We start from the raw sequence: 19,222 nt of genomic DNA on the forward strand, positions 1-19,222 counted from the left end.
ATGCGAACGTAATTTGATGGCGGCAAAATCGTCAACAATTTAGTTGAACTCATCGCCAACGCACAGCGACCTCTTATGAACCGAAGATCCGCGCCTTACGCCTACGCCTCCGCCATCCGCACCAGCAACCCCCGCAACAGCACCCGCTCCTCCTCCGACAGCCCCGCCAGCGGCTCCCGGGCGAAGTTCAGGGACTCGCGCAGGCTCCGTGCGACCCGGACCCCCTCCTCCGTGCAGGCGGCCAGCTTCACCCGGCGGTCCGAGGGGTCGGGGCGGCGCTCGACCAGGTCCCGGGACTCCAGCCGGTCCACGATCCCGGTGACGTTCGACGGCTCGCAGCGCAGCTTCCGGGCCAGTTGCCGCATCGGCAGCGGCCCCAGGGAGAGCAGGCTCAGCAGACGGGCCTGGGCCCCGGTGAGGGAGTGCTGCGTGGCCGCCTCCTCGTACTCCTGGTGATAGCGGGCCACGACCGCGCCGATGAGGTCGACGACCTCAAGGGTCAGGGGGTCGGGGCGGCGGGGCTTCACTGATTCGGGTGTGGCCATGCTCTCCAGGCTACCCCTTTACTTGACACCCTGAAATATTCAGGAGCATTATTGTTTCAGGTACTGAAGCATCTGAGTCTCTGAAGTAACTGAAGCATCTGAGCCGCACCGGAAGGCCCCCTCATGTCCGACAGCCCCGCCCCCGCCCCGCTCCCCACCGTCAACCGCGAATGGCACCTGCTCAGCCGTCCGGTCGGCGCGCCCAAGGCGGAGGACTTCGCCCTGGTCGAGTCCGCGGTCCCGCAGCCCCGCGAGGGCCAGGTGCTGGTGCGGAACCTGTACGCCTCGGTGGACCCCTACATGCGCGGCCGGATGAGCGACGCCAAGTCGTACGTCGCCCCCTTCGAGCTGGGCAAGGTCATGCAGGCCGGTGCGGTCGGCGAGGTGATCGCCTCCAACGCCGAGGGTCTCTCCGTCGGCGACCACGTCCTGCACTTCCTCGGCTGGCGCGAGTACGCGGCCGTGAACGCGAAGGACGCCGTCAAGGTCGACCCCGAGGCCGCGCCGCTGTCCACGTACCTCGGCGTGCTCGGCATGACCGGCCTCACCGCCTACGCGGGCCTTCTGCGCACCGCCTCCTTCAAGGAGGGCGACACGGTGTTCGTCTCCGGCGCCGCCGGTGCCGTGGGCGGCCAGGTCGGACAGATCGCCAAGCTCAAGGGCGCCTCCCGGGTCATCGGCTCCGCCGGATCGGACGACAAGGTCAAGCTGCTGGTGGAGGAGTACGGCTTCGACGCCGCCTTCAACTACAAGGACGGGTCGGTCAGCGAGCAGCTCCGCAAGGCCGCCCCCGACGGCATCGACGTGTACTTCGACAACGTGGGCGGCGACCACCTGGAGGCGGCCATCGGCTCCCTCAACCTGCACGGCCGGATCGCCATCTGCGGCATGATCTCCGTCTACAACAACACGGAACCCGCCCCCGGCCCGAAGAACCTCGCCCGTCTCATCGCGACCCGTGGCCGTATCGAGGGCTTCCTTGTGAGCGACCACTACGACCTCCAGCCGCAGTTCGTCCAGGAGGTCGGCGCCTGGGTCCGCTCCGGCGAACTCAAGTACCGCGAGACCGTCGTCGAGGGCATCGACAACAACCTGGAGGCGTTCTTCGGGGTGCTGCGCGGCGACAACACCGGCAAGATGATCGTCAAGTACTGAACCGACCTTCGTACGGCGGTAGTTGTCGAGGACGACCGAGGCCGCACCCCTGGACGTGGGGTGCGGCCTCTCGCCTCTCGCGGCTCAGCCGCGCAACGCCGCCGCGTGGACCGCCCGTACGAACCGCTCGTTCTCCGGTGCCGCTCCGCCCGGGAAGGCGAACCGGCGGCGGGTGTAGCCGTAGGCCAGACCGCTGTGCGGGTCGGCGAAGGCCTGGGAGCCGCCCGCGCCGCTGTGGCCGATCGTGTTGGCACCCAGGAACGGGTAGGCCACGTCCGCGGTCTTCTGGAAGCCCAGGCCGAACGATTTGTGGGCCCGGGCCACCAGGTCGTAGCCGGTCGAGTGGAACTGGCCGAACTCCGCGACCGTGTCCGGCTTCAGCAGCGGAGCGTGCTCCCCGACCTCACTGATCGCCGCCGCGTACAGCCCCGCCAGCCCCCGCGCGGACGCCACCCCGCCGACCGACGCGGGCCCCTTGGCGCGGACCACCCGATGGTTGGGCAGCGATTCCAGGTCGGTGGGCTCGGCCCCGTGACGGTTGAAGGCGATCGACGCGAGCGTGTGTGGCCCGGAGGGGAGCGAGTCCAGCAACTCCCGCTCCTCCGGGGTGGGTTGCATCGGCTGGACGGTCCGGAAACGCGGCTCCAGCGCCTCCGGTAGCCCCAGGTAGAAGTCGAGGCCGTACGGGGCGCGCACCCGCTCCTCGTGGACCTGCTGGAGCGTACGGCCGGTGGCGCGCCGTACGATCTCGCCGGTCAACGCGCCGATGACGAAGGCGTGGTAGCCGAATGCCGTCCCCGGGCGCCAGAACGGGCGCTGGTCCGCGAGGCGTTCGGCGACCACCCGGTCGCAGGCCAGCTCCTCCAGGGTGAACCCGGAGTCGGCGCCGACCAGACCGGCCCGGTGCGCGAGCAGATCACGCAGGGTCAGCGTCGACTTGTCCTCGGCGGCGAACTCCGGCCAGTAGTAGGTGACTTTGCGGTTCAGCTCCAGGGTGCCCTCCTGGACCAGGACGGCGACCACGAGATGGGCGGCGCCCTTCGTGGACGAGTACACGCCGTAGAGGTCGTCCGGTCCGGTGTCCGGGCCGGCCCATAGATCGACGACCCGCCTGCCGTGCACATGCGCGCACAACTGGCCCTCGTAGTCGGGCAGTTCACCGGCGACGAAGGCGGCGAACTCCTCCCGCACCGCCTCGAACCCGTCGCTGACAGTGCCGTGGATCTCCTGCGTCATCCGCTCTCCTCACCTACTGCAGCTGTGCCGTGCGGGGCGCCACTGTGAACAACGCCCGTGCGACCTCCGCGAACTCCCCCTTGGGATGATCCCGGAAGAGCGGCTCCGTACCGAACAGTACGGCTCCCGGGCCGCTGACCACGGAGGGCCGTCCGGACGCGGCCGTGGGGCCGCCCGAGCCGTCGTCCAGCGCCCGCCAGTGCCCGGAGACGAGGGGGTTGCCGCTCGCGTACGACTGTTCGACCCGGACCGTGGGGCCGAGATCGGTGAACCAGACGGGCGCGTACACAAAGCCGTGGCCGGGGGCACCGGCAGTCACCGGCCCCGAATTCACCAGCCGCACCACGCCGTTGGCATCCCCGTTGCCCTCGACCGCCTTGGCCGCGAGCACCCCGGCGGCGGAGTTCAGCGCGGCCCCGACGGCACCCCGGCCGACGAGCCCCCGCGAGTCCAGGAAGGCGTCCAGTGCCGTACGGGCGGCCGGGTTCAGCCCCTCGTACTCCACTCCCTGCGACACGAACAGCACATCCACCCCCGACCAGTCGAAACCGGCGTTGAGGGCTGCCGTCGACACCGGAGTCACCTCGAAGTTCATCTCCCGCAGCGCGAACAGCTCCCCGGGCGTGACGGCAGCAGCCACCCGCGTCCGACGCAGGGCAGTGGTTCCGGTCGCCTTCGTCGCGTCGAAGGCCACGTCGTAGGTACGGGCCACCGCGCCCGCCTTCTTGCGCGCCGACGCCGGGACGATCGCACTGCCGTCCACTGCACGCTGTACCGAAACCCCGTCCCGCAGAAGGGAGTTGAGGGCGGCGATCTCACGCGGATCGTCGAGCCGCAGCCGCAGATCGCCGTACGGGGCGACATACCCGACCCGCGTGGCGCCGCTCACGGCCCGCATGGGCAAGCCCAACAGGCTGCCGCTGCCCACCGGTTGGACGGTGGCGCCCCACAACCGGCCCAGACTCCAGCCCGAGATGTCGTACATCACCGACACCTTGTCGCTGATGTCCCGCCCGTCGGCGAGCAGCACATTGGCGAGCCCGCGTTTCGGCTGACGCATGTCGACGACGTACGAGCCCTTCGCGTACGTCCGCCCGCCGAGCCGGAAGTCATGGGTGGCCCGGCTGACTCTGACGTCGTTGGCGAGCAGGTGGTCGACCAGCCGGGCGGCGGCGGGCGCGGAACGCTGGGCCGAGGCGCCCGCCGGGATGACGTACGCCCGGGGGAAGGTGGTCGTGTAGACGTCCTCGGGCCCGATCCCCGGAACCCCCGGGACGGTCTCGGCCGACACCGGCACCTGCGCGGCCCCCGCCGCCCCGCGCCGGAAGACCTCGATCTGGTCGGCGACGAGCGAAGTCCGGTGATCCTGAACGTAGTTGAGCGTCGCGGTGATGGCCGCACCCGCCACGGCGGTGTTGATCGCGGAACGGCGACGCAACTCGTCGACCGGAAGGGTGTCGTAGGCGCGGTTGTTGACCGTCAGCGGGATCTCGACGGTGTGCGCGGCGACCGTGCCGTGGAAGGCCGCGTACTGCGGGGTGAAGATCGGCGGCCAGTCGTCCCAGCCCTCCTCCTGATCACGGAACGGGATCTGGGCGGGCTCCACACCGTCCTTCTGCGGGGTGTAGCCGAGGCCGTTGACGGCGGCCTCCATCCCGAGCGCGTTGGCGTAGGTGTTCTTCAGGAAGAGGTCGTACTCGTAGTTCTCGCCGTGCGGGGGAGTGGTGGGCTCGATGAGCGTGCCGTTGACGTATCCGTGCAGATCGAGCATCACGGTCGGCTGCTTGTCGATCTCGATCTGCCGCATCGCCCGCCCCTCGGGCTGCGAGGAGGTCACGAAGTCCCGGTTCAGATCGAACCCGTTGGCGTTGGCACGGGTACCGGCGATCCGGCCGTCCGGGTTGGCAGTGATGTTGAAGTAGAGCCGGGAGTGGGCGAGCAGATCGCGTGTCCTGGCATCGGTGGCGGTCGCGAGCCGCTCGATGAGCTTCAGAGAGGCGTCGGTGCCCTCCCACTCGTTCCCGTGGATGTTGTTGTTGACGAAGACGGGCGCCTTGTAACTCCGTTTGATCGTCTGGCTCTTGGCGGCGACCGCGGGCGCGTTCTCGATCAGCTCGCGCATGCCCTCCTGGGCGCGCGTCTGGGCCGCGCTCTCCGGCGCGGTCACCGTGACGAGGTAGAGCCGGTGCCCGCCCGCCGACCGGCCCGCGACCTCGACGCTCACCCGGTCGCCCAGCCGCTGAAGGGCGTTCAGCTTCGGCGCGATGGCGTGGTACGGGACCAGGCCCAGCTTGATGGACTTGTCGGCCGGGTTCTCCGGGTCGGGGGAGAGGGTCTGCTCACGGGGGTAGCCGCGACCGGTGCCGGTGAGGGCGGTGACGGGGCTGGTGAGGGCCCGGACGGCAGCGCCGGCCGGAGCGGTGGCGGCCCGCTCACCGGCCACGGACCGCTCACTCGCGGCCCCCTCCCGGGTCACGGGCTTGCGGTCGGCGCTGGCGATGTGGGGGGTGAGCAGCAGCGCACCCGCCGTGGTGACGGCGAGGGCGGCGAGCAGAACAGGGCTCGGCGGAACGGGTCTTGTACGACGCACGCGTACGTCCTCCATTGCTTCCTGTGTTCTGTGCTTCCTGAGATCGGTACGGCGAGATGTACCCCCTCGACTCAACGCCAACAAGAGGGCCCACGCGTCACGGATGCCCCGGATGGCGCATGCCGGAGGGGCCGGAAGGGGCATCCTGAGTGCGAGAGACGAGACGAGGAGAGCCGGCCGATGGCAACGATTCCTTCGCTCCCCAGCAGGGAGGACGTACTGCGCATGGCCCGCAGTACGACCGACATCACCGGCCAACTCCTGGACACGGCGGGAAACATCACCAAGATCGCCGTCAACACCCTCGACCCGAGGGACGGTTCGGGCGCGGAGGCCCTGCGCGTCCTGCGTAAGACCACCGCCGACCTGGCCGAGGCGAGCGCGTCACCGCAGGCCCAGGAGGCCTTCTACCGCATCGTCGACACCCTCACCCGCCTCGGCACCACCGGCGCCCCGCTCGCCGTACACCCCGTGAGCGAGCCCGCGCAGGCCCTGCTGACCGCCCTCGGCGACAGCCTGCTGCCAGTCCTGGACGCGGTGGAACCGGCAGTGGAGGAGGTCGCGGAGGCGCTCGGCGAGTTCGTCGAGGCGCTGTCCCCGCTGCTGCCCGCGGCGGCGGGCCTGACCGCTGGGGTCCTCCTCGCCCTCACCCCGCTGATCCGCGCGGCGGCGGAGGTCCTGCGCGACGGCACCCCCGAACTCCGCCGTATCGCCGACGCGTTGACGTCCGCCCTGGCACCCCTGATGCCCCTCCAGGTCGCCCTGGCCGAACGCGCGGCGGCAGCCGGAGCGGGCGTCGTCCGCGCGACCCTGTCCCCCCTCGCCGACCTCACGGAAGCGGCGGCGGCCTCGACGAAGGCGGCCCGGCCGGTACTGATCGCGGGGGAGGAGCTGCTGGTGTCGAGCCTGGAACAACTCCAGCCCCTCCTGCTCGCCACGGCCTCCCGCACGGGCCGCGTGGCGAGGGCGGCGGCGGTACGGGTGTCGGCAGCGGTGTCACCCAGGGCGGACGGCCCCTTGGTGGTGGCCACTTCCGCCTAGCCTCCCTTACAACACCATGTTTCGCCCCCGATAGAGTTCCCCCATGAGCGATCTTGCAAGAGGCTTCGGCTACCTCCTGAAAGGCCAGCGCTGGGTCGCCCGACACGGCAAGCAGTACGGCTTCGGGCTACTGCCCGGCCTCCTCACCCTCGTCCTCTACCTGGCCGCCCTGGTCGCCCTCGCCGCCTACGGCACCGACCTCACCACTTGGGCCACCCCCTTCGCCGACGACTGGTCGAGCCCCTGGCTCGGACTCTTCCGCGGCTTCCTCACCGTCCTCCTCTTCGCCCTGGCCCTGCTCCTCTCGGTCCTCACCTTCACCGCGATGACGCTGCTCATCGGCCAGCCCTTCTACGAGAACCTCTCCGAGAAGGTCGACCGTGACGTGTCCCCCGACGGCACGGCCCCCGAGTCGGGCCTGCCGCTGTACAGGGAGCTGTGGATCTCGGCCCGCGACAGCCTCCGGGTCCTCGTCCGGGCCCTGTGCTGGGCCGTGCTCCTCTTCGCCCTCGGCTTCGTCCCGTTCCTCGGCCAGACCGTCGTACCCGTACTCGGCTTCATGGTCACCGGCTTCTTCCTCACCGAGGAACTGACCGGAGTCGCGCTCATGCGGCGCCGGGTCGAACTCCGGGACCGGCTGGCCCTGTTGCGCTCCCGCAGACTGCTGGTGTGGGGCTTCGGTACGCCGCTCGCGCTGGCCTTCGTGGTGCCGTTCGTGGCCGTCTTCCTGATGCCGGGCGCGGTCGCGGGCGCCACGCTGATGGCCCGCGACCTGCTCGGTGAGGAGAGCGGCGATCAGGAACCGTCGGAGGAAGCAGCCGCCTGACCGGACGCGTCCACGGCGACCGTCAGGATCGACCGCACCTGCGCGATGATGTCCACCCGGTTTTGCACGAACTCGGCATCGGTGACCGTCCCGGTCGCCGGGTCGGTGTTGCCCGTCCCGAACTGCAGCACCGGCGTGTGCACATGCCCGCCGGGAAGCGTGCCGCCCAGACCGAGCCGGTCGCGCAACAGGGTCGCCCGGTAGGCGATCTCGTTGGAGAGATAGTTCCCGCCGCCCCCGGCCCGTGCCGTGGACCCGGCGGTGGGCCCGTCCGCCCGCACGACGGAATCGGTACCGCCCGCCGGTATCTCGGTCACGGCGGTGTTGTCGTACACGGGGAACCGCCCGGTGTTCGCGGCCACAATCGCCTTGTACGGCAAGGTCGTTGACGTCCACTGCGGCTGCGAGGCCGGGTCGCTGACCGGGACGGTCTCCGTGCGGCCGATGTTCTCGTTGTCCGGGAAGCCGCCCCGCCAGGCCCCGTTGGTCCGCTCCACGTCGAACCGCCCGACCCGCCCCTGACTCACGGTCGTGAACAGATCGACCTTCGGCAGGACCGGCCGCAGCGTCCGCTCCACCGTCCCGTCGGCGAAGTCCTGCCAGCGCACCGGAAATACGGCGGTCTCGATCCTGGCCGGACCATCCGCCGTCTCGATCACCGTGCCGTCGAGAGCCAGCGCGGTGGCCCCGGACGGATTGGAGATCCGCACGTCACGGTCGAGCGTGAACGGATCGAACCCGGTGACCAGAATCCGCTTCAGCGCCCCGCCGCAGGGATACCGGATCGAGGTCTGCCCGCGCGAGTTCCGCTCCAACTCGCCCAGCAGCGAAGCCCGTTGACCGTCGCTCACTCCGAACGACGGCTCCCACAGCCGCAGTTCACGGATCATCGCGAGCCGCGCCCAGTACAGCGGCCGGTCGTCGTCCCGGCTCAGATCACCCCCGGCAGGACCGCGCCCCTGCGCCCGGTCGACCGCCCGCTGCCACAGCGCCGACGCCTGACGCACGACGAGCCCGCGGGCCTGCGCGTACGACCGCGCGTCGCCGAGCGCCCGCGCGAACCTCGGCGCCACCGAGTCGAACCCGGAACGCCGGAGGATCTCCTGCGGCGCCGCCTTGTCGAGCCGCTGCTCCTCGACGGTGGGGGCGGCCGGGGCCTCGGCGGCCGAGGCGGTGGCGGGCGCCGAGAGCCCCGCCAGCAGTGCGAGTCCGAGTACGCCGATCCGAACACGTAGGGAATTCAAGGGAGTTCAGGCCTTTCCGTCGCCGTGGGGGAGGACACAACCGTGGGGTGCTGCCGGACGGCCGCAGTATCGCGTGACGGAAGTGGTCTACGCCATAGTGTGAGGCGGAGTGCGGGGCGGGGAGACGTCCATGGACTTCGACGAGGAGGCGCCCACGTGACGGACACACCGCAGGTACCGCAGGCATCGGGGGACAGGGCCCGGGAGGCGGCCGTCGAGGCGGCTCTCGCCAGGCTCGACCTGGACGCCAAGGCCCGGCTGCTGTCCGGGCAGGACAGCTGGTCGCTGCCCGCACTCCCCGAGATCGGGCTGAGGTCCCTCGTCATGTCCGACGGCCCGATCGGTGTCCGCGGCACCCGCTGGACCGCCGACGACCCCTCCGTCGCCCTGCCCTCCCCGACCGCCCTCGCGGCCACCTGGGACCCCGAACTGGCCCGCAGGGCAGGCGTGTTGCTGGCTCAGGAGGCCCGCCGCAAGGGCGTCCACGTCCTCCTCGCGCCCACCGTCAACCTGCACCGCTCCCCGCTGGGCGGCCGGCACTTCGAGGCGTACAGCGAGGACCCGTATCTCACCGGGCGGATCGGCGCCGGCTATGTGAACGGCGTCCAGTCCGGCGGCGTCGGCACCACCGTCAAGCACTTCGTCGCCAACGACGCCGAGACCGACCGTTTCACCGTCGACAACCTGGTCCCCGAACGCGCCCTGCGCGAGCTGTACCTGGCCCCCTTCGAGGCCATCGTCGAGAACGCCCACCCCTGGGGCATCATGACCGCGTACAACACGGTCAACGGCACGACGATGAGCGAGCACCGCTATCTCGTCAACGAGGTCCTGCGCGGCGAATGGGGCTTCGACGGCTACAACGTCTCCGACTGGACGGCCGCCCGCTCCACCACCGGCGCCATCGACGGCGGCCTCGACGTCGCCATGCCCGGCCCGAGGACGGTGTACGGCGCCCCCCTCACCAAGGCCGTACGGGACGGAGCCGTCGCCGAGACCACCCTCGACGGAGCCGTGCGCAACGTCCTGCGCCTCGCCGCCCGCGTCGGCGTCCTGGAGGGCGCCGAACCCGCCGTCGCCGAACTCCCGGCGACCGTCGACGGCATCGCCCTGGCCCGCGAGATCGCCCACCGCTCCTTCGTCCTCGTCCGCAACCAGGGCGCCCTGCCACTGCCCGCCGGACACACCGTCGCCCTCAGCGGAGCCGCCGCCCGCGACGCCCGCGTCCTCGGCGGCGGCTCCGCCACCGTCTTCCCGGCCCGTGTCGTCTCCCCGCTCGACGGCCTCACCGCCGCGCTCCCCGAAGGCGCCCTGACGTACTCCGTCGGCGCCGACCCGAACACCGAACTCGCTGTCGCCGACAAGGGGTTCGCCCTGCGAGCCGTCTGCCGCGACGCGGCCGGCACGGTCATCGGCACCGGCTCCGCGCCCAACGGCCAGATCAACTGGATGGGTTCGGACCTCCCCGAGGGCGTCACCCACGACCGACTGCACACCGTCGAACTCACCGGCACCCTCACCCCGCGCCACACCGGCCCCCACACCTTCGGCATCAAGGGCCTCGGCGCCTTCACCCTCACCGTCGACGGCACGACCCACTACGACGGCATCCAGACCACCGACAGCGACGACCCGTTCATCGCGTTCTTCGGCGACCCCGTACCCCGAGCCGAGGTCCAACTCACCGCGGACACAAGGGTGGAGGTGTCCCTCGCCTACGTCGTCGCCTTCCCCGAGGGCACCCCGATGCCGACCGTCGCCTTCAGCCTCTGCCACCAGGAACCGCGCCGCGCCGCCGACGAACTGATCGCCGAGGCCGCCGAAGCGGCCCGCGCCGCAGACACCGCCGTAGTCGTGGTCGCCACCACCGAACGCGTCGAATCAGAGGGCTTCGACCGCACCGACCTCCGACTCCCCGGCCGCCAGGACGACTTGGTACGCGCGGTCGCCGCCGCCAACCCCAACACCGTCGTGGTCGTCAACTCCGGCTCCCCGGTGGAACTACCGTGGCGCGACGAGGTCGCCGCCGTACTGCTGAGCTGGTTCCCCGGCCAGGAGGGCGGCGCGGCCCTGGCGGACGTCCTCACGGGCGCCCGCGAACCCGGCGGCCGGCTCCCCACCACCTGGGGCGCGCTGGCCGACGCCCCGGTCACCCAGGTCACCCCGACCGACGGCGAACTCCCGTACACCGAGGGTGTGTTCATCGGCTACCGAGCCTGGGAGAAGAAGGGCAAGGCCCCCTCGTACCCCTTCGGCCACGGCCTCGGCTACACCGACTGGACGTACGAGAACGCCGAGGCGGAGGGGAGCGGGGCGACCGGGGTGACGGTCACCGTCCGGGTCACCAACTCGGGCACGCGCCCGGGCCGCGAGACCGTCCAGGCGTACCTCGCACCCACCACCCAGGACCCCGACCGCCCGGCCCGCTGGCTCGCCGCCTTCGCCGGGATCGAGGTCGCCCCCGGCGCGACGGCCGAGGTGACCCTCGAACTCCCGCGCCGCGCCTTCGAGATCTGGGACGAGTCCGCGAACGCATGGGCCTTTGTGAAAGGTTCGTACGAAATCCAGATCGGTCGCTCGATCACCGACCATCGGCTCACCGCGCCGATTACGGTCTAGCCAAGGGCAGTCCGCCCCACCAGCCGGCCCCGGCCCGGGACCTGACCCCCGGACCGGGGCTCGCCGGCTGGCATGCGCATCTCAGCCCTGGAAATCTCACTCCCGTACGCCGAACCCGTACACGGTCTCCGAGCGGTAGGCGCCATCCGGCCGCAGCTCCGTGCTCGGGAACTCGGGCCGGTTCGGGGAGTCGGGAAAGTGCTGGGTCTCCAGCGCGATGCCGTGCCCCGGCCCGAACGGCTCGCCCAGGTGGTCGGCGGTGTAGAGCTGAAGACCGGGCTCGGTCGTCGCCACGGTCACGACACGCCCCGAAGCGGGGTCGTACAACTCGGCGACCGCCACCGCGTCCGCCGTCCGCCCCTTGTCGAGAACGAAGTTGTGGTCGTACCCGGCGCCCACCTTCCGCTCCGTACGGAAGTCGAAGCGGGAGTCCGCCACCGGCTCGACCCCCGTCGGGATCAGATCCGCGTCGACGGGCGTGTACCGCGAGGCGTCGACGCGCAGGGCATGCCCGCCCGCGCTGCCGGAGGCGGCCCCGGACAGGTTCCAGTACGTATGGTTCGTCAGGTTGACCACGGTCGGCGCGTCCGTGACCGCCTCGTACGCGATCCGCAGCGCCCCGTCGGCGTCCAGCGTGTACGTCGCCGAGACCTCAAGGCGCCCCGGGAACCCCTCCTCGCCGTCCGGGCTCACCCGGGACAGCCGTACCCCGTGCTCGACCGGCTCCGCGTCCCACACCCGCTTGTCGAAGCCGTGGGTGCCGCCGTGCAGGGAGTTGGGCGCGTTGTTCCGCGCCAGTTCGTACGTCCGCCCGTCCAGCGGGAAGGCGCCGCCCGCGATGCGGTTCGCGTACCGGCCCACCAGCGCGCCGAAGTACGGCTCCGGGTGCGCCAGATAGCCGGCCACGTCCGGAAACCCCAGCACCACATCGACGGTCCGCCCGTCCCGGTCCGGGACCTCGACCGACTGCACGATCCCGCCGTACGTCAGCACACGCACCCGGACCCCGGCCCGCTCCAGGGTCCAGCGGTGGACAGGAGTGCCGTCGGGAAGTGTGCCGAAAAGTTCGTTCATGTGGACCATGCGGAAAACCCTAGGTCACGCCTCCTTGGCGGTGACCTCGCGGTACGCGATCTCGGCGAGCCGCGCCTGGCCGTTGCGGCTCGGATGGAACCAGTCCCAGGGGCTCAGCTGCCGTATCCCGAAGTCGTAGGCGAAGACCGCGCCCCCGTCGAACCGGCACAGCCGGTCCGTGGCGCACACCTCCTTCAGCACCGAGTTGTACGCCTCCACCCGCCCCCGCACCTCGTCCCGCCGCGCGGTCGCCGCCGAGTCGACCGCGTCCGGGTCGGCCAGCATCGACTGGCACAGCCCCAGCTTCCACACCGCCTTGCTCATCCCGTTGGTCCGCCCCTGCGACCAGAGCCGCTTGAGATCCGGCACGCTCGCCACGTACACCTGGCTCTTGGGCGCCGCCGTACGCAGAGTCCGCAACGCCTCCGTGAACGACGCCCGGAAGTCCGCCACCGACGTCATCTCCGCCACCGACGACCGGCACGCGTCGTTGGCCCCCGCCATCACCGTCACCAGCGCGGGCTTGCGGGCGGCGGCCTTCGTCATCTGGGCGGGCAGATCGGCCATCACGGACCCGGTGACGGCGTAGTTCCAGCTCCGCGCGGCAGCCCCCGAAGCACCCAACAGCCGTACGGCCAGACTGTTCACCTCTTTGTCGCTGCCGGTCGCCCAGGACACCTCGGGACAGTCGGACAGCACCGAGCAGGCGTCGAAGCCACGCGTGATGGAGTCGCCCACGGCCGCCATGGAGGCCGGACTGCTGTCCCACGCGGACGCCGGAGTCGCGGACGGCTTCGCCTTCGCCCGCGTGCCGTCCGGCGCCGGGGACGTGTCACCGCCGCCGCCGCTGCACCCGGCGACACCCAGCAGGGCCGCCGACGCGAAGGCGACGACGGCCCGCGAACGGTGACTTCGATTCGGCATCCCCTGGGTCCCCTCGGTCGGCGTGCGGCGCGGTGCGCAATGGGTCTCGCCCATAACAACGCACGGGAGTTCCCGAGACCGAGAACAACTAATGCCCCAAACAGTGCAACGCCGCACACCAGTACAAGCGTCCCCCTGGGTGAATGGCGGGCGTTTCATGGCATCGGGACCGACGGTACGTCACACTCCTCGCGCCGCCGCACGGTAGCCTCGCCATCAACGTGGCTGCCTTGCCACCGCCGCTCGACCAGTTCGAAGATGTCCCGCTCTGTCCGGAGGTCCCAGTGACGACACGTGGAGTCCTGTACGTGCACTCCGCGCCGCGCGCGCTGTGCCCGCACGTCGAGTGGGCGGTCGCCGGAGTACTCGGCACCCGCGTCAGCCTCGACTGGATCCGCCAGCCCGCCGCCCCCGGCACCTGGCGCTCCGAGTTCTCCTGGAAGGGCCAGGTCGGCACGGCCTCCAAGCTCGCCTCCGCCCTGCGCGGCTGGCAGTTGCTCCGCTTCGAGGTCACCGCGGAACCCTGCGCCACCGCCGAGGGCGAGCGCTACAGCTGCACCCCCGACCTGGGCATCTACCACGCCGTCACCGGCATCCACGGCGACATCCTCATCCCCGAGGACCGCCTCCGCGCCGCCCTGACCCGCTCCCAACGAGGCGAAACGGACCTGGAAGCCGAGTTGTCCAAACTCCTGGGCAAGCCTTGGGACGACGAACTCGAACCCTTCAGATACGCGGGCGAAGGCGCTCCCGTGAGATGGCTCCACCAGGTCGTGTAGACAGGCGTTCAGAGGGGCTTGCTCAGGGGCGCGGGGAACTGCGCGACCAGCCCCCACCGGGCGGACAGCCGACAACGAACGAAAGTGGCCCGAACTCCACCAAGGAGTCCGGGCCACACACGTTCACGCCAGAAATCAAACCGACCTGAACGCCAGCACCACGTTGTGCCCACCAAACCCGAACGAGTCGTTCAGCGCGGCGATCCGCCCATCCACAGGCAACTTACGAGCCTCCCCACGCACGATGTCCGCATCGACCTCCGGATCAAGGTTCTCGACATTGATCGTCGGAGGAGCAACCCGGTGATACAGCGCGAGCACGGTCGCAACCGTCTCGACCCCACCCGCACCACCGAGCAGATGCCCGGTCATCGACTTCGTGGCGGACACCGCCATGTGATCCGCATCGTCGCCGAACACATTCCGCAGCGCCTTCAGTTCAGCCACATCACCCGCCGGCGTAGAAGTGGCGTGCGCGTTCACGTGCACGATCTCCGCCGGATCAAGATCGGTCGCGGCCAGCAGATTCCGCAGAGCCGCGGAGATACCGCGCCCCTCCGGCTCAGGCTGCACGATGTCGTGGCCGTCGGCCGAAATGCCCTGGCCGACCGCCTCCGCGTACACCCGCGCACCGCGTGCGGCCGCGTGCTCGGCGGACTCCAGCACGATCACACCGGAACCCTCGCCCATCACGAAGCCGTCGCGGGCCGTGTCGTACGGACGAGAGGCACCCTCGGGGTTCTCGTTGTTCTTGGACATCGCCATCATGTTGCCGAACGCGGCGATGGGCAGCGGATGGATGGCCGCCTCCGTGCCACCGGCGACGACGATGTCGGCGCGGCCGGTGCGGATCATCTCGATGGCGTAGCCGATGGCCTCGGCGCCCGACGCGCAGGCGGAGACCGGGGTGTGCACACCGGCGCGCGCGCCGACGAGCAGACCCACGTTGGCGGAGGGGCTGTTGGGCATCAGCATCGGCACGGTGTGCGGGGAGACACGGCGTACGCCCTTCTCCTTCATCACGTCGTACTGGTCGAGCAGGGTCGTCACTCCACCGATGCCCGAGGCGATGACCGCACCGAGCCGGTCGGGGTCGACGGCCGGGCTCTCGCCCTCAGCGGCGCCCTCGCCCGCCCGGTCGGTGAAGCCCGCGTCGGCCCACGCCTCCTTGGCGGCGATCAGCGCGAACTGCGCCGACCGGTCCAGACGGCGGGCCTGCGGCCGGGGGATGATCTCGGACGGTTCCACGGCGATCTGCGCGGCGATGCGGACGGCCGACTCGGCCGCCCACTCCTGCTCCAGGGCACGGACACCGGACTTGCCGGCGACCAGACCCTCCCAGGTAGAGGCCGCGTCGCCACCCAGCGGTGTGGTTGCGCCGATACCGGTGACGACCACGGTGCGATTGGTCGGGCTCACGGGAATTCCTTCTCCAACGGATACGGGAGGACAACCCCCGCGTAGGCGGGGAGAACGGCGCCACCGCCGGGTGGCGGGGCTGACGGGCCGGCCGCGGGGCCGGCCCTGCGATCAGTCCTGGTTCTTGAGGATGTACGCGGTCGCGTCGCCGACCGTCTTGAGGTTCTTGACGTCCTCGTCGGGGATCTTGACGTCGAAGCGCTCTTCGGCGGCGACGACGACCTCGACCATGGACAGCGAGTCGACGTCCAGGTCGTCGGTGAAGGACTTGTCCAGCTGGACGTCCTCAACCGGGATGCCGGCGATCTCGTTCACGATGTCGGCGAGACCGGCGACGATCTCTTCCTGAGTGGCGGCCATGGCAGGCGCTCCTTCTTGTGTATCTATCCAGAGAGGGTTGGCGGTTGTCCCCGTTCCGGTTCCGACGATCCGGATCCGGTGCGGGGTGCCTAGGGGAGGGTAACGACCGTCGCGGCGTACACGAGACCCGCCCCGAAGCCGATGACGAGCGCGGTGTCGCCGCTCTTCGCCTCGCCGGTCGCCAGAAGCCGCTCCATCGCGAGCGGGATCGAGGCGGCCGACGTGTTGCCGGTGGTGCGCACGTCGCGTGCGACAGTGACGTGCTCCGGCAGTTTCAGTGTCTTCACCATCGAGTCGATGATCCGCTCGTTGGCCTGGTGGGGAATGAAGACGTCCAGGTCGTCCGGGGTGATCCCGGCCGCGTCCAGCGCCTGCTGGGCGACCTTCGCCATCTCGAACACGGCCCAGCGGAACACCGCCTGGCCCTCCTGCGTGATCGCAGGAAACTTGCCGGAACTGTCGTACTCGTTCCACGGTACGGTCTGCTTGATGGTGTCCGACTTGTCGCCCTCGGACCCCCACACGGTCGGACCGATGTGCGGTTCCTGGGACGGGCCCACCACGACCGCGCCCGCGCCGTCACCGAACAGGAAGGCGGTCGCCCGGTCCTCCAGGTCGGTCAGGTCGGACAGCCGCTCGACGCCGATGACAAGGACGTACTCCGCGGAACCGTCGACGATCATGCCCTTGGCCAGGGTCAGGCCGTAGCCGAAGCCCGCGCAGCCCGCCGAGATGTCGAACGCGGCGGCCTTGGCCGTGCCGAGCTTGTCGGCGATCTCGGTGGCCACGGCCGGAGTCTGCTTGAAGTGCGAGACGGTCGCGACGACCACGCCGCCGATCTGCTCGGCGGCGATGCCCGCATCCGCGATCGCCTTGCCGGACGCCTCCAGGGACATCGCGGCGACGGTCTCCTCGTCGGAGGCCCAGTGCCGGGTCTCGATGCCGGAGCGGGAGCGGATCCATTCGTCGGACGAGTCGATCGTCTCCAGGATCACCTCGTTGGGCACGACCCGGACCGGCCGGTACCCGCCCACGCCCAGGATGCGCGCGTACGGGGCACCCTTGCTGGGCTTGATCTTCGGCATTGCGCGGGGCTCCTTTCAGGCACCCGCCGCGTCAGCGGCAGAGGTCGGGATCAGCGACTCGGCGATCAGCTCACGAGCGGCGTCGAGATCGGCGGGGGTCTTCAGGGCCAGGGTCTTCACGCCGGGCAGCGCCCGCTTGGCGAGACCGGTGAGGGTGCCGCCCGGGCACACCTCGATGAACGCGGTCGCGCCCAGCGTCTTGAACGTCTCCATGCACAGGTCCCAGCGCACCGGGTTGGCGACCTGCCCGACCAGCCGCGCGAGCACTTCCGACCCCTCCGCGACCGTCTGCCCGTCCTTGTTCGAGACGTATGTGATCTTCGGGTCGCCGGGCGTCAGGGAGGCGGCGGCAGCGGCGAGGGCATCGACCGCCGGAGCCATGTGGTGCGTGTGGAAAGCACCGGCCACCTGCAACTTGACGACCTTGCGCACACCTTCGGGCTTGTCCTGGAGGAGAGCCTCGATCTGCTCCTCCGTCCCGGCTGCGACGATCTGTCCGGCGCCGTTGACGTTCGCCGGGGTCAGCCCCAGCTTCTCCAGATGAGCCACGCTCACCTCGGGGTCACCACCGAGAAGCGCCGCCATCCCGGTCTTCGTGACGGCGGCGGCCTCGGCCATGGCCAGACCGCGCTTGCGTACGAGGGTCAGGGCGGCCGTGTCGTCGAGTACGCCCGCGAAGGCGGCGGCGGTGATCTCACCGACGCTGTGCCCGGCGACGGCGCCCGGAACGAGGTCACCGCCCATGGCACCCAGTGCCGAGGCCGACAGTATCCCGGCCGCGACCAGCAGCGGCTGGGCCACCGCGGTGTCACGGATCGCGTCGGCGTCGGCCTCGGTCCCGTAGTGGACCAGGTCGAGGCCGATGGCGTCGGACCACTCGGCGACGCGCTCGGCGGCACCGGGCAGATCGAGCCAAGGAGTCAGGAAGCCGGGCGTCTGGGCGCCTTGGCCGGGAGCGACGAGTACGAGCACTCTCACACTCTCTCTTGGGTACGGGCACGGCCGCCCGTGGGGACAGGGACGAAGAACGGCAGGGGGTTTTGTAGGGCCCCGACAAAAGCCTAGGGTTGAAGATCCCCATCGGCCAGGCGCCCGAGAATCAGCGCGATCCGCAACGTGAATGCGGATCGTACATCTGAAGGCGACCAGCCGGTGACGTCAGTCACACGTCGAAGCCGGTAGCGCACGGTGTTGGGATGAACGAAGAGCATTCGTGCCGCACCTTCCAGACTGCTCGCCTGTTCGAGATAGACGGCAAGCGTTTCCAGGAGCGCGGACCCGGCCTCCTCCAGCGGTCTGTAGATCTCCTCCACCAATTGGTCACGCGCACCGGGGTCACCGGCGATGGCACGCTCCGGCAGCAGATCATCGGCCAGCACCGGCCGCGGAGCGTCCTGCCAGGCGGAACAGGCCTTGAGCCCGGCGGCGGCGGCCTGCGCGGACCGGGTGGCGGCGAGCAGATCGGGCACGATCGGCCCCGCGACGACGGGCCCGGCGGCATAAGGCCCGATCAGCGACTTGGCGACGGCGAGGGGGTTGTCGTTCCCGCCCGCGATAACGACAAGCCGGTCTCCCAGCACCCCCGTCAGCACCTGCACCTTGGCATGCCGGGCGGCCCGCCGAATGGCCTCGACGGTCAACTCACTGTCACCGTCGGGCGCGGTACCGAGCACCACGCACACATGCTCGGGCGAATTCCAGCCAAGAGCGGCGGCCCGCGAAACAGCCCCTTCGTCCGCCTCCCCGCTCAGCACGGCATTGACGACGAGCGACTCCAGCCGGGCGTCCCAGGCACCCCGTGCCTCGGCGGCCTGGGCGTACACCTGTGCGGTGGCGAAGGCGATCTCGCGGGCGTAGACGAGCAGAGCCTCCCGCAGCACACCTTCGTCACCGGGAGCGGCGACCTCATCGATCGCACTCTCCATGACCTCGATGGTCGTACGGACCATCTCGACGGTCTGACGAAGGGTGATGGCCCTGGTCAGCTCACGGGGAGCGGTACCGAAGACATCGGTGGAGATGGCCTGAGGCGCATCAGGATGCCGAAACCACTCGGTGAAGGCGGCAATACCGGCCTGGGCGACCAGCCCGATCCAGGAACGGTTCTCCGGGGGCATGGCCCGGTACCACGAGAGCGTCTCGTCCATGCGCGTGATCGCCTGCGCGGCGAGACTCCCGGAGGACTTCTCCAGCCGCTTCAAGGTCGCGGGATGCGGATGAGCGGGACGCGCGGAGGGTTCGGGGCGATGGGATTCGGGTTCGGGCACGGAACAAGACTGCCTTATCAGGACGGGGGCGTGCGGCGTCGGGTCTACGGTGGTGGCG

The 19,222-nt window shown here is 70.3% G+C and carries 16 protein-coding genes; 5 read left to right on the forward strand and 11 right to left on the reverse strand.

The features are described 5' to 3' along the window. Positions 1 to 101 precede the first annotated feature (101 nt). Complete coding sequence (locus tag ACFYXF_RS20220) at positions 102 to 545, reverse strand: MarR family winged helix-turn-helix transcriptional regulator (protein WP_389350968.1); 444 nt, start codon at positions 543 to 545, stop codon at positions 102 to 104. Positions 546 to 668: 123 nt separating this feature from the next. Here ACFYXF_RS20220 and ACFYXF_RS20225 point away from each other — a divergent pair, with 123 nt between their 5' ends. After that, complete coding sequence (locus ACFYXF_RS20225; protein ID WP_389350969.1) at positions 669 to 1,700, forward strand: NADP-dependent oxidoreductase; 1,032 nt, start codon at positions 669 to 671, stop codon at positions 1,698 to 1,700. A gap of 84 nt (positions 1,701 to 1,784) precedes the next feature. Here ACFYXF_RS20225 and ACFYXF_RS20230 read toward each other — a convergent pair whose 3' ends face one another. Together ACFYXF_RS20230 and ACFYXF_RS20235 are read right to left on the reverse strand one after the other, a co-directional pair. After that, the gene (locus tag ACFYXF_RS20230) at positions 1,785 to 2,936 is read right to left on the reverse strand and encodes a serine hydrolase domain-containing protein (protein ID WP_389350970.1); all 1,152 of its coding nucleotides are present in this window, start codon (positions 2,934 to 2,936) and stop codon (positions 1,785 to 1,787) included. Positions 2,937 to 2,949: 13 nt separating this feature from the next. After that, positions 2,950 to 5,526: a M14 family zinc carboxypeptidase gene (locus tag ACFYXF_RS20235; RefSeq protein WP_389350971.1), complete on the reverse strand. Its 2,577-nt coding sequence runs from the start codon at positions 5,524 to 5,526 to the stop codon at positions 2,950 to 2,952. Positions 5,527 to 5,706: 180 nt separating this feature from the next. On the opposite strand from ACFYXF_RS20235, the gene ACFYXF_RS20240 reads away from it, so the two are divergent. Continuing rightward, positions 5,707 to 6,567, forward strand: coding sequence for a hypothetical protein (locus ACFYXF_RS20240; RefSeq protein WP_389350972.1), 861 nt, complete (start codon positions 5,707 to 5,709; stop codon positions 6,565 to 6,567). A 43-nt stretch (positions 6,568 to 6,610) separates the two neighbouring features. Further along, positions 6,611 to 7,393 carry an EI24 domain-containing protein gene (locus ACFYXF_RS20245; protein WP_389350973.1) on the forward strand — a complete coding sequence of 261 codons (783 nt, stop codon included), beginning with the start codon at positions 6,611 to 6,613 and terminating at the stop codon, positions 7,391 to 7,393. Here the strand turns inward: ACFYXF_RS20245 and ACFYXF_RS20250 are convergent. Beyond that, complete coding sequence (locus tag ACFYXF_RS20250) at positions 7,363 to 8,637, reverse strand: pyroglutamyl peptidase (RefSeq protein WP_389350974.1); 1,275 nt, start codon at positions 8,635 to 8,637, stop codon at positions 7,363 to 7,365. The two genes, ACFYXF_RS20245 and ACFYXF_RS20250, sit on opposite strands and share 31 nt — an antisense overlap. A 156-nt stretch (positions 8,638 to 8,793) precedes the next feature. Between ACFYXF_RS20250 and ACFYXF_RS20255 the strand changes: the two genes are divergently transcribed. Continuing rightward, the gene (locus ACFYXF_RS20255) at positions 8,794 to 11,256 is read left to right on the forward strand and encodes a beta-glucosidase (protein WP_389350975.1); all 2,463 of its coding nucleotides are present in this window, start codon (positions 8,794 to 8,796) and stop codon (positions 11,254 to 11,256) included. A 96-nt stretch (positions 11,257 to 11,352) separates the two neighbouring features. Here ACFYXF_RS20255 and ACFYXF_RS20260 read toward each other — a convergent pair whose 3' ends face one another. Next, on the reverse strand, positions 11,353 to 12,330 hold the full coding sequence (locus ACFYXF_RS20260; RefSeq protein ID WP_389351225.1) for an aldose epimerase family protein: 978 nt from the start codon (positions 12,328 to 12,330) through the stop codon (positions 11,353 to 11,355). Positions 12,331 to 12,354: 24 nt separating this feature from the next. After that, positions 12,355 to 13,254, reverse strand: a complete 900-nt coding sequence (locus tag ACFYXF_RS20265; RefSeq protein WP_389350976.1) for an SGNH/GDSL hydrolase family protein — start codon at positions 13,252 to 13,254, stop codon at positions 12,355 to 12,357. A 284-nt stretch (positions 13,255 to 13,538) separates the two neighbouring features. Here ACFYXF_RS20265 and ACFYXF_RS20270 point away from each other — a divergent pair, with 284 nt between their 5' ends. After that, the gene (locus ACFYXF_RS20270) at positions 13,539 to 14,033 is read left to right on the forward strand and encodes a DUF3145 domain-containing protein (protein WP_235479438.1); all 495 of its coding nucleotides are present in this window, start codon (positions 13,539 to 13,541) and stop codon (positions 14,031 to 14,033) included. Between the two features lie 135 nt (positions 14,034 to 14,168). On the opposite strand, the gene ACFYXF_RS20275 is transcribed toward ACFYXF_RS20270, so the two are convergent. The 5 genes from ACFYXF_RS20275 to ACFYXF_RS20295 form a co-directional block, all read right to left on the reverse strand. Continuing rightward, complete coding sequence (locus ACFYXF_RS20275; RefSeq protein ID WP_389350977.1) at positions 14,169 to 15,452, reverse strand: beta-ketoacyl-[acyl-carrier-protein] synthase family protein; 1,284 nt, start codon at positions 15,450 to 15,452, stop codon at positions 14,169 to 14,171. Between the two features lie 111 nt (positions 15,453 to 15,563). Then, entirely contained in the window at positions 15,564 to 15,812 is a 249-nt protein-coding gene (locus ACFYXF_RS20280; protein WP_105971431.1) for an acyl carrier protein, read from the reverse strand. Positions 15,813 to 15,901: 89 nt separating this feature from the next. Beyond that, positions 15,902 to 16,897, reverse strand: coding sequence for a ketoacyl-ACP synthase III (locus ACFYXF_RS20285; RefSeq protein ID WP_389350978.1), 996 nt, complete (start codon positions 16,895 to 16,897; stop codon positions 15,902 to 15,904). 15 nt (positions 16,898 to 16,912) lie between these two features. After that, positions 16,913 to 17,869: an ACP S-malonyltransferase gene (locus tag ACFYXF_RS20290; protein ID WP_389350979.1), complete on the reverse strand. Its 957-nt coding sequence runs from the start codon at positions 17,867 to 17,869 to the stop codon at positions 16,913 to 16,915. Between the two features lie 89 nt (positions 17,870 to 17,958). Further along, positions 17,959 to 19,164, reverse strand: a complete 1,206-nt coding sequence (locus ACFYXF_RS20295; RefSeq protein WP_389350980.1) for a PucR family transcriptional regulator — start codon at positions 19,162 to 19,164, stop codon at positions 17,959 to 17,961. Between the last annotated feature and the right edge of the window lie 58 nt (positions 19,165 to 19,222).

The organism is Streptomyces sp. NPDC002680 (assembly GCF_042889145.1).
Taxonomy (GTDB): Bacteria; Actinomycetota; Actinomycetes; order Streptomycetales; family Streptomycetaceae; genus Streptomyces; species Streptomyces adonidis.

Excerpts from the sequence above, each read along its gene's own strand:
- ACFYXF_RS20220 (WP_389350968.1), bottom strand. The coding sequence starts at position 545 with ATGGCCACACCCGAATCAGTGAAGCCCCGCCGCCCCGACCCCCTGACC.
- ACFYXF_RS20225 (WP_389350969.1), top strand. The coding sequence starts at position 669 with ATGTCCGACAGCCCCGCCCCCGCCCCGCTCCCCACCGTCAACCGCGAA.
- ACFYXF_RS20230 (WP_389350970.1), bottom strand. The coding sequence starts at position 2,936 with ATGACGCAGGAGATCCACGGCACTGTCAGCGACGGGTTCGAGGCGGTG.
- ACFYXF_RS20240 (WP_389350972.1), top strand. The coding sequence starts at position 5,707 with ATGGCAACGATTCCTTCGCTCCCCAGCAGGGAGGACGTACTGCGCATG.
- ACFYXF_RS20245 (WP_389350973.1), top strand. The coding sequence starts at position 6,611 with ATGAGCGATCTTGCAAGAGGCTTCGGCTACCTCCTGAAAGGCCAGCGC.
- ACFYXF_RS20260 (WP_389351225.1), bottom strand. The coding sequence starts at position 12,330 with ATGAACGAACTTTTCGGCACACTTCCCGACGGCACTCCTGTCCACCGC.
- ACFYXF_RS20265 (WP_389350976.1), bottom strand. The coding sequence starts at position 13,254 with ATGCCGAATCGAAGTCACCGTTCGCGGGCCGTCGTCGCCTTCGCGTCG.
- ACFYXF_RS20280 (WP_105971431.1), bottom strand. The coding sequence starts at position 15,812 with ATGGCCGCCACTCAGGAAGAGATCGTCGCCGGTCTCGCCGACATCGTG.
- ACFYXF_RS20285 (WP_389350978.1), bottom strand. The coding sequence starts at position 16,897 with ATGCCGAAGATCAAGCCCAGCAAGGGTGCCCCGTACGCGCGCATCCTG.